The organism is Pseudomonas sp. MDT1-85, assembly GCF_054898065.1.
The window spans coordinates 1,307,405-1,324,011 of sequence record NZ_CM142715.1; the positions used below are offsets into that span (position 1 = coordinate 1,307,405).

At 57.0% G+C, this 16,607-nt stretch carries 12 protein-coding genes; 8 read left to right on the forward strand and 4 right to left on the reverse strand.

The window, feature by feature from the left end:
* Both ACYZT2_RS05810 and ACYZT2_RS05815 read right to left on the reverse strand, forming a co-directional pair.
* Complete coding sequence (locus ACYZT2_RS05810; RefSeq protein WP_461970861.1) at nucleotides 1-606, reverse strand: hypothetical protein; 606 nt, start codon at nucleotides 604-606, stop codon at nucleotides 1-3.
* Nucleotides 607-660: 54 nt separating this feature from the next.
* Nucleotides 661-1,137, reverse strand: coding sequence for a PAS domain-containing protein (locus ACYZT2_RS05815; protein WP_461970863.1), 477 nt, complete (start codon nucleotides 1,135-1,137; stop codon nucleotides 661-663).
* A 103-nt stretch (nucleotides 1,138-1,240) separates the two neighbouring features.
* On the opposite strand from ACYZT2_RS05815, the gene ACYZT2_RS05820 reads away from it, so the two are divergent.
* The 4 genes from ACYZT2_RS05820 to ACYZT2_RS05835 all read left to right on the forward strand — a co-directional run bounded on the left by ACYZT2_RS05820 (nucleotide 1,241) and on the right by ACYZT2_RS05835 (nucleotide 4,791).
* Entirely contained in the window at nucleotides 1,241-1,696 is a 456-nt protein-coding gene (locus tag ACYZT2_RS05820) for a flavodoxin (protein WP_461970865.1), read from the forward strand.
* Nucleotides 1,697-2,083: 387 nt separating this feature from the next.
* Nucleotides 2,084-2,866 (forward strand): class II aldolase/adducin family protein, encoded by a 783-nt coding sequence (locus ACYZT2_RS05825; RefSeq protein ID WP_461970867.1) that lies wholly within the window; start codon nucleotides 2,084-2,086, stop codon nucleotides 2,864-2,866.
* Nucleotides 2,867-3,769: an alpha/beta fold hydrolase gene (locus tag ACYZT2_RS05830; protein WP_461970869.1), complete on the forward strand. Its 903-nt coding sequence runs from the start codon at nucleotides 2,867-2,869 to the stop codon at nucleotides 3,767-3,769.
* A gap of 110 nt (nucleotides 3,770-3,879) precedes the next feature.
* Nucleotides 3,880-4,791, forward strand: a complete 912-nt coding sequence (locus ACYZT2_RS05835; protein WP_461970871.1) for an SDR family oxidoreductase — start codon at nucleotides 3,880-3,882, stop codon at nucleotides 4,789-4,791.
* A gap of 48 nt (nucleotides 4,792-4,839) precedes the next feature.
* Here ACYZT2_RS05835 and ACYZT2_RS05840 read toward each other — a convergent pair whose 3' ends face one another.
* Together ACYZT2_RS05840 and ACYZT2_RS05845 are read right to left on the reverse strand one after the other, a co-directional pair.
* Complete coding sequence (locus ACYZT2_RS05840; protein ID WP_461970873.1) at nucleotides 4,840-5,100, reverse strand: immunity protein; 261 nt, start codon at nucleotides 5,098-5,100, stop codon at nucleotides 4,840-4,842.
* On the reverse strand, nucleotides 5,097-7,463 hold the full coding sequence (locus ACYZT2_RS05845; protein WP_461970875.1) for an S-type pyocin domain-containing protein: 2,367 nt from the start codon (nucleotides 7,461-7,463) through the stop codon (nucleotides 5,097-5,099). Before ACYZT2_RS05845 ends, ACYZT2_RS05840 begins: the two co-directional genes overlap by 4 nt.
* Before the next feature lie 687 nt (nucleotides 7,464-8,150).
* On the opposite strand from ACYZT2_RS05845, the gene ACYZT2_RS05850 reads away from it, so the two are divergent.
* The 4 genes from ACYZT2_RS05850 to ACYZT2_RS05865 all read left to right on the forward strand — a co-directional run bounded on the left by ACYZT2_RS05850 (nucleotide 8,151) and on the right by ACYZT2_RS05865 (nucleotide 16,599).
* The gene (locus tag ACYZT2_RS05850; RefSeq protein WP_461970877.1) at nucleotides 8,151-9,944 is read left to right on the forward strand and encodes a DUF1302 domain-containing protein; all 1,794 of its coding nucleotides are present in this window, start codon (nucleotides 8,151-8,153) and stop codon (nucleotides 9,942-9,944) included.
* A gap of 23 nt (nucleotides 9,945-9,967) precedes the next feature.
* The gene (locus ACYZT2_RS05855; RefSeq protein WP_461970879.1) at nucleotides 9,968-11,335 is read left to right on the forward strand and encodes a DUF1329 domain-containing protein; all 1,368 of its coding nucleotides are present in this window, start codon (nucleotides 9,968-9,970) and stop codon (nucleotides 11,333-11,335) included.
* A 139-nt stretch (nucleotides 11,336-11,474) separates the two neighbouring features.
* The gene (locus ACYZT2_RS05860) at nucleotides 11,475-14,027 is read left to right on the forward strand and encodes a LuxR C-terminal-related transcriptional regulator (protein ID WP_461970881.1); all 2,553 of its coding nucleotides are present in this window, start codon (nucleotides 11,475-11,477) and stop codon (nucleotides 14,025-14,027) included.
* A 178-nt stretch (nucleotides 14,028-14,205) separates the two neighbouring features.
* Nucleotides 14,206-16,599, forward strand: coding sequence for a dermonecrotic toxin domain-containing protein (locus ACYZT2_RS05865; protein ID WP_461970883.1), 2,394 nt, complete (start codon nucleotides 14,206-14,208; stop codon nucleotides 16,597-16,599).
* Nucleotides 16,600-16,607: the final 8 nt, after the last annotated feature.

Genomic DNA, 16,607 nt, shown 5'->3' on the forward strand with positions numbered 1-16,607 from the left:
TCAGATATGCAGTGAAGGATGAGTCAGACGATGCTGCTGAAGGATGTACTGACGCAGACGTTCGGTTTCGTCCTTGTCGCTCTGGCTCAACTCATAAGCGTAGAAACCCTGTTCGGTTTCACGCTCGAAGGTGCCGCGCAATGCAATCCGCTCATAACCTGACGGGCTGAACCACAACGCGAAATGCTTTGGCGCCTTGGTCTTATTGCGAACCTCCAGCAATACACCTTTGAACGATATTTCGTGCACCCACATCGTGCCGGGTTGGCCCTTGGCATTTTCCAGCGCCACTGGCTCTTCGAGCGCCAGGCGCCACGGCCGAATCATCGGCCCGTCTTCATAGATGCTGGGGACGCCGAGGCGCAGATGCATTGCGTGAAATTCATCTTCCACCAAGTGCAGCGGGAAGGTTATTTGCTGATTTTCGAAATTGGCCTGGATGGTGACTTGCTCATGAGCCGCCAGGCGTGTGAGCAAATCACGAATCTGCGAACCACCGTTGACGAGCAGACTCGACGTCGCATCCCGCACATTGAGTTGCGGGTTGTGTTGCATGTTCTGGATAAAATCCAGCTCATCCTGCGTCAGGAGTGCGTCGCGCTGCATGATTTGCTCGAAAGGAATAATTACAAAGTCATCGGTGATTGTAGTAAATGACCACTAATTCGCAGATTGGTTTGAGCCGTTCGTCGTTTTGAGTGCGGCAAGTTCAGCCTGCGCCTCGGCCAATTGTGCTTCCAGCTGCGCGACTCGCTGCTGCGCCTTGACCTGAACCGTGACGTCTTTCTGCACTCCGACGAAATAGGTCTGTCCGTCGTGCGGGTTTTTTACCGTGGAAAGCGACAATTCGTTCCAGAACGGCGTGCCGTCCTTGCGGTAATTCCTGAGGATTTCCCGGCAGGAGCCGCCACTGCCCAACGCTTGGCGAATCAATGCGAGGGCTGCCTGATCCCGGTCTCCTGCCTGCAAAAAACGGCAATCCTGATAGAGGATTTCTTCGCTGGTATAACCGGTCAGGCGTTCGAACGCCGGGTTTACGTAAATCAGGATGTTGTCCTGTTCGCCTTCCTTTTCGGCAATCACGATGCCGTCATTGGAGGCGTCGATCACCATTTGCAGCAATGAGGCGTTGATCATCGCAGAGTCCTTTGCGTATTGATTGATACGCTGCATTCTAAAAGATCAATGAGGGCGGTGCTGTTAATATCTCGTACTTTTATTTAGATTCAGGATCAGATTGATGAAAGTCGCCATCCTTTCCGGCTCGGTGTACGGCACGGCTGAAGAAGTCGCCCGTCACGCTGCAAGCATTTTGAACGCCGCCGGTTTTGAAACCTGGCACAACCCGCGCGCGTCACTCGCCGATGTTCAAGCGTTTGGGCCCGAAGCCTTTCTGGCGGTGACCTCGACCACCGGCATGGGCGAATTGCCGGATAACCTGCAACCGCTGTATTCGGCGATCCGCGATCAATTGCCCGCCGCCTGGCGCGGTTTGCCGGGCGCGGTGATCGGTTTGGGCGATTCCAGTTATGGCGATACGTTCTGCGGCGGCGGTGAGCAAATGCGTGAATTGTTCGGCGAACTGGGCGTTCGAGAAATTCTGCCGATGCTGCGCCTGGACGCCAGCGAAACCGTGACGCCGGAAACCGACGCCGAGCCTTGGCTGGCGGAACTGGTCAGCGTGTTGCGGGGCTGACCGGCCGCTCGCGCCTAATGCCAGTCAGTTGAGCAATTTCAGCCGCGACGCACTTATGTAGCAGCTGCCGAGCCCGCGAGGCTGCGTTCGGCTGCGCAGCAGTCGTAAAATCAGAATTGCGGTGTTCCAGGCCAGCTTTATCTGCCGCACTCACGACTGCTTCGCAGCCGAACGCAGCCTCGCAGGCTCGACAGCTGCTACGGCTTAACTGCTCCGGCCTTTATTGACAGCACTGCTTTGACATGGATCCAGACTCACCCGTGCCCTGACTCGCTCGGCCATCAAGCTGGCTGCCAATGCAACTACCCGAAGTCCGAGGGCTGACTAGACTGCTGTAACGCAGCAAAAACAATAAAACCCAGAAAAATAAAAAAGGGAATTCTTGCCGTGAGCGTAGCCCCCATCCAATCGCCAGACAGCATCAAAGACAAGGTCAGTGCCGCCGAATGGCAGGCCCGCGTCGATCTGGCCGCCTGTTATCGTTTGGTCGCCTTGCACGGCTGGGACGATCTGATTTTCACGCATATTTCCGCCAAGGTGCCGGGCACTGAAGACTTCCTGATCAACCCGTTCGGGCTGATGTTCCATGAAATCACCCCGTCGAGTCTGGTCAAGGTCGATCAGGCCGGCAACAAGTTGATGGACAGCCCTTACGAGATCAACCCGGCGGGTTACACCATCCACAGCGCCGTGCATGAAGTCCGTCATGACGTCGTGTGTGTACTGCACACCCACACCGCGGCGGGGGTGGCGGTATCGGCGCAGAAGCAGGGCATCTTGCCGATCAGTCAGCAGTCCTTGTTCGTCCTTTCCAGCCTGGCTTATCACGCCTACGAAGGCGTCGCGCTGAACCACGAAGAGAAGGCGCGACTGCAAGCCGACCTCGGAGAAAACAATTTCCTGATGCTGCACAACCACGGTCTGCTGACCTGTGGCGGCACCATCGCCGACACGTTCCTGATGATGTTTACCTTCCAGCGCGCCTGCGAGATTCAGGTGCTGGCGCAGAACGGTGGCGCGGAGCTGATCGCTATCGAACCGCAGATTCTGGCGGGTGCCAAGGCGATGATTGCCGGTGTCACCAAAAGTGCTCAAGGGATGGGCGGCGCGCTGGCCTGGCCGGCGCTGCTGCGCAAACTCGATCAACAAGACCCGGGTTATAAACTCTAAATGCGACTCGCCGAGATTCCTCTGTGTGTCTGGCGCAAACGCAGCCAGACGTTCGTATTTCGCGGTCAGCCCCTCCGCTATTGGACAGCGGGGCAGGGCGAGCCGCTGTTGCTGATCCATGGCTTCCCGACCGCCAGTTGGGACTGGCATTACCTGTGGCAGCCTTTGGTACAGCGCTATCGGGTGATTGCCTGCGACATGCTTGGCTTCGGCGATTCGGCCAAACCGATGAACCATGATTACAGCCTGCTGGAACAGGCCGATTTGCAGCAGGCCTTACTGGCGCATCTGAACGTCGAGCAACCCGTTCACGTGTTGGCACATGATTATGGCGACAGCGTGGCTCAGGAATTGTTGGCCCGGCACTATGAAGCGCGCGCAGATATCGCCAGTTGCGTGTTCCTCAATGGCGGGTTGTTTCCCGAAACCCATCGTCCGGTGTTGATGCAAAAACTCCTGCTCAGCCCCTTGGGCTGGATGATCGGGCGAGCCTTTTCCCGTGACGCTTTGGTGAAGAGTTTCAAGCAGATTTTCGGCCCACAGACCCGACCCACCGAAAGTGAGCTGGATGATTTCTGGAGCCTGATCGACAGTAATCACGGGCAACGGATCATGCACAAATTGATCAGCTATATTCCCCAGCGACGGGTCCAGCGTGAGCGTTGGGTCAGCGCCATGCAGCGTGGGGAGGTGCCGCTACGGGTCATCGATGGCGAGGTCGATCCGGTTTCCGGCGCGCACATGGTGGCGCGCTATCGGCAACTGATTCCCGACCCGGACACGGTCCTGCTGCCCGAGATTGGCCATTACCCGCAGATCGAAGCGCCGGTGCAGGTGCTCAAGCACTATCTGGAGTTTCGCGACCGGCTGGTTTTATCTCCGCGCAAGGTGGCGTGTTCCTGACTATCCCGCTGCCTTATTGCGCACCATTCAGCTTCCTCCGAGTTTATTGTGACCAGCCGCCTTGTGCCTGACACTGGGACTCATTGTCCCTTGGCCTGCTGGAATTCCCCATGAATGAGTCTGTGCGCTTCGAAGATAAAGTCGTGATCGTCACTGGTGCGGGCGGCGGTCTGGGCCGGGCGCACGCGCTCCTATTCGCGAAGCAGGGCGCCAAAGTGCTGGTCAATGATCTCGGCGGCTCGGCTCAAGGTGACGGCGCCAATGCTTCGGCAGCGGACCGTGTGGTGACGGAAATTCGCGAAGCGGGCGGCACCGCCGAGGCCAACCACGACTCCGTCACTGAGGGCGACAAAATCGTGCAACACGCCCTCGATACATTCGGCCGTGTCGACGTCGTGGTGAACAACGCCGGCATTCTGCGGGACAAGACCTTTCACAAAATGGACGACAGCGACTGGGATCTTGTTTACCGCGTCCACGTCGAAGGCGCCTACAAGGTCACCCGCGCCGCCTGGCCACACATGCGCGAGCAAAACTATGGCCGCGTGATCTTCACCGCGTCGACTTCGGGCATCTACGGCAACTTCGGTCAGTCCAACTACGGCATGGCCAAACTCGGCCTCTATGGCCTGACCCGCACACTGGCCATCGAAGGCCGCAAGAACAACATCCTGGTCAACGCCATCGCCCCGACCGGCGGCACCCGCATGACCGAAGGCCTGATCCCGCCACAAGTGTTCGAACAACTCAAACCGGAGCTGGTTAGCCCGCTAGTGGTGTACCTCGCCAGTGAACATTGCCAGGAAACATCCGGGCTGTTCGAGGTGGGTGGTGGCTGGATGGGCAAAGTGCGCTGGGAGCGCAGCCTGGGCGCAGGGTTTGATCCGCGGGTGGGGTTTTCGCCGGAAGATGTGGCGGCGCATTGGCAGCAGATTTGTGATTTTGAGGGGGCAGCGCATCCGAAGGACAATATTGAAGCGCTGAAGGAAATGATGGGGAATTTGCAGAAGTATTCGATTTAAGGTTTGAGGCCGCCCATCCACCGGGAGGTGGTTGGGTGGCCTTTCTGTTTACTGTTCGTATAATTTTTCTGTCACGAATTTAGGTGCTTTCCAGTTTGGGCCTTTAATGGCTACGGGGCCCTCGCCATCGGCAAGTACGCCTTCTTCGAAAAGCCTTGCATAAGTTTTCAGTAGTTCACCGTTGGCGATGACTTCAAATCTGTACCGGCCGATCATTCTGTCGAGTGAGGGATAGGCTAATCCGATTCCGAAAGCTGTCAGGACATCCGCAATGGGTTCGTTTTTTACAATTTGCTCAATGGTATTCATTCGTTCTTTCCTTTAAGCAGTTGTTCGTATATCCGAGCTATCTGCCTGTCTCCTGCATGAATTGCGTCTGGGGAGTAAAGCTCAGTGTCATCACTACTGAGTTTGTAATCTTCCAAGGTTGCTGTGTGAGTGTTGTTCCAGACAGAGGAGCCGCGTTCGGGTTTGAAATCGTCGCTGAGCCCCAACGCTCGAAACCTCTCAAGCTCCCTCATTTCATGAGTGTAGTAGCGCAGATCCGTGTCAGTGAGCAGCCAATATCCGTTCAGGATTTTCTCAAGGCGTTGCACCATCATGTCGTTGGCGTCCGATTGATCGAGCCGTGCGATGTGTAACTTCACCGCATCAATTCCGGTTTGGGTGATGACCGCCGTACGCCATTCCAGATCCAGTATCGGCCCCCCCGCCTGCTCCGGATTGAAAAGACGCCCACTGTATTTACCTTTGACGGAAGCCCCTTGATAGGGACTGCTGATAACGACATACAGCGGCGCAATTCCCGCATCATCCGGAAAAACTATGATGAACCTGTCCCAACCCTCCACCAGAATCGGATGAAGATCCAGCCGACCCTCGATTGGCACGATTGGAGCGCCGGAATACGCAGGATTCTGCGTCTGAGCAATCGGCAACTCAGTCGAGTTGTCACTCGGCGTGATGGCGGGTGTCCAGGTCAGGAAGTCGGTCGGTGAGTCGGGAAGGACTGTCTCATAGACGTCATTGAGCAAGTCGTAAGTGGCGCGCAACACCGGCACGGAGCGAATGTCGAAGTCGTTGGCCGTGATGGCGAACACCTCGGCCCCTGAGTCGATTGGCCGATGACCCAGCCCCACCGGTAGATCCAATGTCCCTTGTCGATCAGCGATCGCTCTCAGCGACTGCGCAGATTCTGAAGACAGTTCCGCGAGCGGTACGCTCATGACAAAGCGCTCGCCATTGCCCAGACGCGAAGGCGTCAACAATGCCGCAAAGCCCATCAGCACCGGGCCTGCCATCGCAGCCCCGGCCATGGTCACAAATTGCACCGCCGAACGCAGAGCGGTCAGTATTGCGGCGGCTCCTGCGGGAGCGAGGGTGATGGTGGTCGAAGCGAAGGCGAATACCGGGCCAGAGACAGCTGCCGCACCGAGAGCGGGGTAGACATGATGGACTTCGGCAATCGCCTGCCCTTTCTCCTGTTCCTGTCGTTCTGCCTCCGCCCACCGCAGTTCGGCCTGTCGCTGCTGCTCGGCCAGGGCTGCGAGACGTGCCTGTTCGGCGGCGACTTGTTGGGAGGCTGCTTCGGCGGCGAGCCGCGCCTGTTCGACAGCCAGCCGTTGGGCTTCAGCCAATGCCGCAAGCCGTGCCTGTTCGCGGTTGCGGATCTCCTCCTGTTCTTTTTGAAGGCGTGCTGCCTCTGCAATAGCTTCCTGGCGGCGCTCTTCTGCGGCGACCCGTTCGCGCTCGGCTGCCAGTCGAGCGGCTTCAGCAAGCGCCGCAAGTCGTGCCTGCTCATTGATTCGCGCCAATTCGGCAGCTGCCCGGCGCGCCTCCTGTTCTGCAGCGACTCGCGCTTGATCATTGGCTTGCACGGCAGCCAGCCAGTTGAGTACGTTGATTTGCTGCTGATTCAGCATCTGGATCGATTGCGACAACAGCCTTGCTTCGTACGCCGCCCGGTACGATGCGACCCAAGCCTTTAGCGCGATACCATTCGCGGGGACCGGCTTTTCCATGGTCAAGGCTCTTGGGTAGAACTCCTGCAAACGCCTGCCAATGGGGTCGACGCCATAAAAACTATTGGCGAGTGCCGTTTTGTGGTGAAAGTCGGCGGTCTTGCGCGCGAGAAGCCGGTTGCGCACGCCGAGTTCGCGAATAATTGCCTCTGCAGGAGGAAGCGGGTGGGTCGATCCCTCTAGTCTTGTGGCTGCCAATTCCTGTTCGATAGTTTGCGGTAGTTGACTGAGTCGGATTTGATACTCCTGCTCTGAAGTCTTGGTAGTGGCTCGCAATGTGTGAAGAATTGTCCCGACTGCCGGCTGGAAGCCGAAATGACCACTGTTAGGAATATGTGATGAAGTTGCGGGTATGGGGTTCATGCCCGGAGGAGCCAGTGCTGTGGTGTGCACAGCTTCGCTCAGTACAAATGGTGGAGGTTTTTGCATATTCATATCCTTTTGAATGTGCGTTGTATTCAAGAAAGTATTTTTAGTGAGCGGTTGTTTCGCGCCATTTAACGTTACAGCAGAAGCCGCAGGTGTGGGTCTGAGAGGGTTGTAAGGAATTACATATAAAAGAGGGAGAAGTTTCGGTGGATATAAATAAAGGCAGGATGTTCTTTCGCATAAAAAGACATTTCCTATGCTGTTGCGGGAAAGGTCCTTCAAGGAGGTTTTCAACAGCAAAGGGGGGGGGCGATCGCTGCCAGGCCATCGCCCATAAAAAAGGCCGCTGCAAACGCAGCGGCCAAAGCAAGACGTAGATCAAGGAGCAACAAATCAACGTCAGTGAACGCGGGGCGATGAGTCGAAAAATACGCTTCAAATCATCTGGATTCTGTCGCCAACGGGGTGGCTCGATCATCCCCGTCGCTTTTTGCTTTCAGGCCGTTTGCCGCAAAAGCCCGGCAAGAATAAGGGCTTGAGCGCAACGGAAAAATAGCGATTCCAGACATGCACTATTGCAGTCTCAGCAACAGTCGCAGGCCCCCATGTAGCAGCTGCCGAAGGCTGCGTTCGGCTGCGCAGCAGTCGTAAACCCTGAGTCCCACAGTGTACCTGACGGAACGCAGTGCCTGATTTTGCGACTGCTTCGCAGCCGAACGCAGCCTCGCGAGCTCGGCAGCTGCTACCAGCGAACGCAGCCTTCGGAAGCTGCTACACGACCCAACTTCATCCTGCCCCATGCGCTACGCTGATAACCCCCCATCCAGCCCATCCATACCCCGCGCAAACCCCCGTCCCAAGCGGCCATTCATCCTTTGGAGGTACAACGCGAATACCTCCTTGGTGCGCTTATCGCTCCCGGCGTGCAGCAGTAGGGTGGGACCTTCTGTCACTCACCGGGGAAGACGCATGACAAAAACAACAATGCGCGCCATCTTCAAACCGCACGCGCTGGCCGCTGCGGTGGCCTTGGGCTGCTGTGCCCAGGCGCAGGCTGTTTCATTCAACATCGGCGAAATCGAGGGGCAGTTCGATTCTTCGTTGTCCGTCGGTGCGAGCTGGGGCATGCGTGATGCCGACAAGTCGCTGGTGGGCACCGTCAACGGCGGTACCGGCCAGTCTTCGACCGGTGATGACGGGCGCCTGAACTTCAAGAAAGGCGAGACCTTCTCCAAGATCTTCAAAGGTATCCACGACCTCGAGTTGAAGTACGGCGACACGGGTGTGTTTGTCCGTGGCAAGTACTGGTACGACTTCGAGCTGAAGGATGAAGACCGCGAGTTCAAGCAGATCAGTGACAACGGTCGCAAAGAGGGCGCCAAGTCTTCGGGCGCGCAAATCCTCGATGCATTCATCTATCACAATTACTCCATTGCCGATCTGCCGGGCACCGTGCGCGCCGGCAAGCAGGTGGTCAGCTGGGGTGAAAGCACCTTTATCGGCAACTCGATCAACAGCATCAACCCGGTCGACGTTTCCGCGTTCCGGCGTCCTGGCGCCGAGATCAAGGAAGGCCTGATTCCGGTGAACATGCTGTTCGCCTCCCAAGGCCTGACCGATCAGCTCACGGTGGAAGGTTTCTACCAACTGGAGTGGGATCAGACCGTTCTCGACAACTGCGGCACCTTCTTTGGCGTCGACGTGGCGGCGGATGGTTGCAACACCGGTTACACCGTCGGCAGCCCGGCAATTGCTCCGCTGGCGCCGCTCGCGGCAGCCTTTGGCCAACCTATCCAAGTCAGTCGTGAAGGTGTGATCGTGCCCCGTGGCGGCGATCGCGATGCGCGGGATTCCGGGCAGTGGGGCACGGCGTTGCGCTGGCTCGGTGATGACACCGAATACGGCCTCTATTTCATGAACTATCACAGTCGCACACCGACCGTCGGCACCACCACCGCCGGGCTGTCGACACTGGCCAGTCTGCCGGGCATGGTCACTACCGCCAACCGTCTGGCCCCGGGTAGCGGTTCGGGCCTGGCCCAAAGTGTGATGCTCGGGCGCGGCCAGTACTACCTCGAATACCCGGAAGACATTCGTCTGTACGGTGCGAGCTTCTCCACCACCTTGCCCACCGGCACTGCCTGGACCGGCGAAATCAGCTATCGGCCCAACGCTCCGGTGCAGGTCAGCACCAACGACCTGACTCTGGCATTGCTTAACCCGATCGCCGGCGGCGCCGCATCGCCTGTCGCGACCCGACCAGGTGCCGACAACACCGGTTACCGCCGCAAGGAAGTGACCCAGGTCCAAAGCACCCTGACGCATTTCTTCGACCAAGTGCTGGGCGCCCAACGGCTGACCCTGGTGGGTGAAGCAGCGGTGGTACGGGTCGGTGGTCTGGAGTCGCGGAGCAAGCTGCGTTATGGCCGTGATTCGGTCTACGGCCAGTACGGTTTCGGTGGCGATACCGATGGCTTCGTCACCTCAACTTCCTGGGGCTACCGCGCCCGGGCGATTCTCGATTACGCCAACGTGATCGGCGGAATCAACCTCAAACCCAACCTGTCCTGGTCCCATGACGTCGCCGGCTACGGTCCCAACGGGCTGTTCAACGAAGGCGCCAAGGCGGTCAGCGTCGGTGTCGATGCCGATTACCGCAACACTTATACCGCGAGCCTCAGTTACACCGACTTCTTCGGCGGTGACTACAACGTCCTGGAAGACCGTGACTTCCTGGCGCTGAGCTTCGGTGTGAACTTCTGATCTGGCTGAGAAGGATAATGTTAATGCGCAAGATGATTCTGCAATGCGGCGCCCTGGCCCTGAGCCTGCTGGCCGCCCACGTGATGGCGGCGGTCTCGCCGGAAGAAGCCAACAAGCTCGGCACCAGCCTCACGCCACTGGGCGCCGAGAAGGCCGGCAACGCCGATGGCTCGATCCCGGCCTGGACCGGTGGCATCCAGAAAAACGCCGGCGCGGTCGACAGCAAAGGCTTCCTGGCTGATCCGTTCGCCAGTGAAAAACCGCTGTTCACTATCACCGCCGCAACCGTCGACAAGTACAAGGACAAGCTCTCGGATGGCCAGGTGGCGATGTTCAAGCGCTACCCGCAAACCTACAAGATCCCGGTCTATCCGACCCATCGTACCGTCGGTCTGCCGGCGGAAATCTACGAGTCGGCCAAGCGCAGTGCGCTGAACGTAAACAGCATCAACGACGGTAACGGCCTGGCCAATTTCACCGGCAACCGCTACTACGCGTTCCCGATTCCGAAGAACGGCGTTGAGGTGCTGTGGAACCACATCACCCGTTACCACGGCGGCAACCTGCGCCGCATCATCACTCAGGTAACCCCGCAAACCAACGGCAGCTACACGCCGATCCGCTTCGAGGAAGAGATCGCCGTACCGCAATTGATGAAGGATCTGGACCCGGAAAAAGACGCCAACGTGCTGACCTTCTTCAAACAGTCGGTGACCGCGCCGGCGCGGCTGGCGGGCAACGTACTGCTGGTGCATGAAACCCTCGACCAGGTGAAAGAGCCACGTCTGGCGTGGATCTACAACGCCGGTCAACGCCGAGTGCGACGCGCCCCGCAAGTGGCCTACGACGGGCCGGGCACCGCCGCCGATGGTCTGCGCACATCGGACAACTTCGACATGTTCTCCGGTGCGCCGGATCGCTACGACTGGAAACTGATCGGCAAAAAGGAAATGTACATCCCCTACAACAGCTACAAACTCGACTCGCCGAGCCTCAAGTACGATGACGTGGTGAAGGCCGGGCACATCAACCAGGACCTGACCCGCTACGAGTTGCACCGGGTCTGGGAAGTGGTCGGCACGGTCAAGTCGAGCGAGCGCCACATCTACGCCAAGCGCCACATGTACCTGGACGAAGACAGCTGGCAGGTGGCGCTGGCGGATCACTACGACGGTCGCGGACAACTGTGGCGAGTGGCCGAAGGTCACGCCCAGTATTACTACGATCACCAGACGCCGGCCTACACCCTGGAGGCGCTCTACGACATCATTGCCGGTCGATACATTGCCCTGGGAATGAAGAACGAAGAGAAGCACAGCTTCGAATTCGGCTTCAACGCCAAGTCTGCGGACTACACTCCGTCGGCCTTGCGCGCCGAGGGTGTGCGGTAAGGGTTCTGATACATCGGCATCACGAGAGGCGACCTGCGTGTCGCCTTTTTTATGGGCGCCGATCAGCGTCCTGAATACTTCTCAACAAGCGGGCTGGAGAGGGCTAGGGTGGCCGGACAATTATAAAAAGGCTCACCCGATGACTGCCATGACTCCGTGCCTGGATCGACCCGGATTTTTGTCCAGGCTTTCTTCCCATCATCAGTCACGTAGCCGACTGAGCGAGCCGCTGCTGGCATCGACCGCACGGGTCAGGCTGATTTGTGCGCCTGCTGGAAGCGGAAAAACCGCGCTGCTTACCGAGTGTCTTTCGCAGGCCCCGACGCATTGCGTGGTGCATTGGCTGTCCTTGGCGGGTGGCGCCTTGAGCGTCGATGAATTTTGCCAGCGACTGGCGCGAACGCTCGGCCTGGACGAAACCACCGAATCCTCGATTATCACTGCCTTGACGCGCTGGTCGATGCCGACCTGGCTGTTTCTTGACGATTACTGCCGACAACCCGATCCGGCACTGGATGCCTTGCTTGATCGAATGCTGGCGTTCAGCGGCCCGGCACTTGTCTGGTGGATCAGCTCGCGTCGACGTCCGCCATGCAATTGGCCACGACTGCTGCTCGATGATGCGTTGTACGAATGCGAGAGCGCAACATTGGCGCTGACCCAGCAGGAGATCGCTCGGGCGTTGCACCACTTGCCACCGGAGCACGCTGGCAGTGTGGCCACACGGATCTTCCAGCGCACTGCCGGATGGTGCGCCGGCGTGCGCATGGTCCTGCTGCAAAAGTGTGATTGGTCGCAGAACCAGCCATCGCAGCAGCGAGTGGACACCCTGCAGGACTACTTGCGGCACGAACTGTTCAGCGGTCTCACGCCCGAGCTGGCGGAGATCTGGCGGGTTCTCGCGCACCTGCCGCGCTTCAATGCGCAATTATGCGAGTACCTGTTCGGCGCCGGGGAGGGCGCACAGAGTTTGCACACGTTACAGATGCTCGGCTGCTTTATCGAACCTTGGCAGGAATCAGTCGACTGGTGGCAAGTCTTTGCGCCGCTGTCGCACGTGACGCAAATCGAACCCTGGCCCGCTGGCCGTTCATGGCATCGCCGGGCCTGTCAGTGGTTTGCTGCCAGACAGGACTGGCGTTGCGCGTTTGAACAAGCGGTGCTTGCCGAGGAATACGAAACGGCGGTGAGCTTGTTGCAGCATTTCTGCTTCGAGCAATTGTTCGAAGAGCAGACCGTGGTGTTGCTGTTGCGCTTGCATGAACGGCATGCCGAGGGACTGACCATCAGTACACCACATCTGGTCGGGTTGATGACGGCCGCGCTGCTCTTCGCCGGGCGCTTCGAGCAGGCCCGAGAATGCATCGCGCAGTTCTCGCGATTCATGCCTCAACCTTCCCTGGCGCTGCAACGGCAACTGATTGCACGTTGGCAAACGCTCAATGGCTGGTTACTTCATCTGGAAGGGCGCATGGCTTGCGCGCACGCACACTTCACCGAGGCGCTGGAAAAACTCGATGTCGACAACCGGATCGCTCGGGTGATGTGTTTGTCGGGGTTGACTCAACAAGCGCTGTTGAAAGGCGAACTCGACGTCGCACACGCCATCAACCGGCAAGCACTTTGTCTGGCGCGCGCGCAAGGCTCGCTGGTGTTTGAGGCACTGCTTGAGCTTGACCATGCCCAGTTGCTGGAACAGCGCGGCGCGGTGTGTCGGGCAGAGAGTCTCTTGGCCGGCGTCGACGATTTGCTCAGTCGACAGTCGATCCGGCTGACACCGATGCGTGGAAGGATCGCGCTGCGGCGGGGACGTCTTGCGTTGAGTCGGGGACTGGATGCATCGGCAGCGGAATTCTTCCAGTCCGGCCTGGATGATTGCAGGCGCAACCATGACAAACGTGCCCTGTATGGGTATTTGGGACAGGCGCAACTGGCGACGAATCAGACCGATTACGAAAAGGCGTTCGTATGGCTGCGCGATGCTGAGCGACTGATGCAGCAGCGACACATTCCAGACACGGTTTATCGCGGCGTCCTGCTGCAGGTCAGTAGTCTTGTCTGGTTGCAGCAGGGACGCGCCGACTTGGCCTGCGAAGCAATGATGCGTCTGTTGCGCCACTATCAGGGTGCAGATGCATTGCAGGCGCCACCAGCAACGCTGGAGCTGATCCCCCGAGTTGAATATCTGCTGATCCTCGCGCAAGTTGGCATGCACACGGCTCGCGATCCAATGGCGCGCTTGCGACGTCTGCTGGAAACCGCGCAAAGCTGCAGAATGGTCGCATTGGAAACCGCACTGCAGTTGGCGTTGGCCGAGGTTGCTCTGTCAGAGAGCAACCCTGAGTTGGTGCGAAGTTATTTGCAGCGCGGCCTTGAACTGGTCAATCAGCACGGTCTGCAGCAAGCATTGTTTGAGTCGAGATTACGCCAGCCGGCACTCTTGCAGATAAACGAAAACGGTTTTGGTACTCAGCTGTCTTCCCAGTTGCATGCCAACCGCTTGCTCAGTGAGCGCGAAGTGGAGGTATTGCGCCTGATTGCCAAAGGTTACTCCAACAAACAGATTGCCGATCAACTTTTCATATCCCTGCACACCGTTAAAACTCACGCGAGACGTATACATGGGAAATTAGGGGTGGTGCGACGAACTCAGGCGGTTGCGAAGGCAAAATTGCTCGGCTTTTATTTGTAGTTTTAATGATTTCTGGAAGTGCCTTTTAAAGTTTTGCTTTGGGTTTTTGGAGATGTTTTATAATATTTTCAAATGTTAAGTAATGGATTTTCGTTATTGCTCTGAGTGAATGTGCGATAACTTTTTATCTTGATAAATGACGCGTGTCATTTTGTTAGTGATGAAATAGGAGTTGCACATGGATAATGAAAATAGCGCTGTAGCCGTTATGCCAACCTGGTTGTCAGCAGTCGGTCAGCAAGAGCAACAACTTTATAAGGATCTCCAGCGTGATATGGTCGCCAAGGAAATTTCGCGTGATCAATTGCTTGGCGAAGCCGCCTCGCTGAAAGCTTACGGTCGGGCGCGTGCCAGAGATTGGGTTAACAGTGCGCTGGGCGTTTCGGTCGATCCAGATTTTATTAAAGTAACTTCCCGTTTTAAATTGGACGTCGGCCAGCGCTCCTTGGTTCAAGAGGACAAACGTACGCTTGGCGAACTGGCGCTGTTCGGATTACATGATCGCTACCAACGAGCTGAATTAATATTCGAGGGACAGGTTCCTTCGGGTATGAGTCAGTGGCTGGTAGAAAACTGGCTGGAAAGTGTCAATATTCGCTCGGACTATGCACAGACGCGTCAGACTATTCTCAATAGTTCGCCAGTGCGTATGGCCTTTATCGAGGCTTATGCTGCTCGCCTCGCATTCAGCCTGTGTTCTGCCAACTTGCAGAGGCATATCGGTCAGCCGGGCTTGGCCATGGTCGAGCGCTTCATGCAAGGAGACCCGAGTGTTTCGGCCTCTGCCTTTCAGATAAATCAGTACCGTTTCGGTTTTCGGGATCTGACTGTTTATCTGCAAAAATCCAATCCTTATGGCAGCTGTGTCTTGTACGCACCGGGATCTCCTGGTGGCCGTGACTGGCATCAGTTCCCCAATACTCGCGAACTTGAGTTCCAGGTGGCCGGCTGGTTTGTTTCTGCACAGGGACTTGCCTACCTCAGTGCGCAGACACGGCCTGCAGAGAGAGCCGCTTTGACCAAGTATGCGGCAACGTTGCGGCAACTCCCCAGCGCCTGGAAGGGGGCAACATTTCCCGAGTGGCCCGTGGCGGTCGGAGGTGTTTTTGCTGGATGGATTTCTCACCAGATTGCATGGGATCTGGCGCAAGACAATCTCGTCCATCCTGCAGCTTATCGAAGTGGGCCATACGAATGGCGCCAGCATTACGCCCGGCTGAATACCGAACTGCGAGCGTTATATACTGTAGGCACCCGCGAAGCCGGCATCATCAATTATGAAAGCTTTTGCTACGACCTCATAAAACGTCAGGTTGAAGACCTGTTAAAAACATTTGGTGAAACCGTACAGGTTAACCCGGACAAGATCTTCATCGATTTGAGTGCAAGTGAAACGCTTTCGCTGACACAACTGGTTATCAAGGAAATTTCATTTTACGTACAAGAGCGCTACGGCGAGATTACTGGCGCTTATCCACGGTTTCGCCCAAGTGCAGAACATCCGGCTCTACGCAATCTGGATATACGTCAGTTGGCAAGTTGGTCGCGGACTTTGCGTCCGGGAGAGAAATACATCGCCATGCTGCGTGGCGATTATCTGAACGAACAACACCGGGATTACCAACTAAGACGAGAAGTACACTTCAAGACTCGACAAACGGAAATGTATCGCGCGGTACTGTCCAGTTTTTATGCCGGCGAATTGGCCAGGGATATTGCCGGTCAGCTTTATGATTTGGTTCAAGGGTTTGCTAAAGAGCCTGCTTCGTCGTTTCCTCCTTATGGCGAAGCCGCCAGTAACGTTCAGTACAATGCAGTTTTCAAGTTTTATGTGAAAAGATGCCTGGTCGAAGGCGTCTACGTGTTCAGATTGGTCCAGAGCGGCAAAATCACTGAGATTCTCTACACGCCTGGATCGCCTGACGGAATCAACTTTCGCCCGATGAGTCAGTTCTTCGCGTCGATCAGGGAAAATGGCTTGGGTCAGTACTTCTACGGACGTGTCAAGTACGTCGATCAGCCAATCATGGGGACTTTCATCAATAATGTTGAATACACCAACATTTCTGAAAGTCTTCCAGAACTTGCGTTGAACAGTCGGGTGTTATCGCTGCGGTCGAGTTACAACGAGCGCATCGAAAGGATCATTTCCAATGTGGACGCACAAACCACCAGTCTGAGGGAAATCATCTCTAAACTGGTGTATGACGCGGCGGTATTGGCCGCCAGCGCCGTTAGCCTGGTCATCCCACCGGTCGGGTTGGCGCTGTCTGTGGTGCAGATCACCAAAAATGTGCTTGATGGGGCCGAAGCTTATCGATATGGCGACCGTGAAACCGCGTTCAACAACTTTAAAGATGCTTTGCTGGACCTGATTGATCTGGTGCCGGGCGGTAAAGAAGCCACTCAGGCTCAGAAAACGTTGATTCAGCTGATCGGTGACAGCAAGACCATTGTTGGTCTGATTGGGTCGGCCACCGGTCAAACCCTCGGCCATGATCGCCTTCTGGAATTACTGGAAGACATCCTGAAGGAGGAGCCGGCAGGGGACAGCGCAACAATTTTGCTGTAATCCGTACC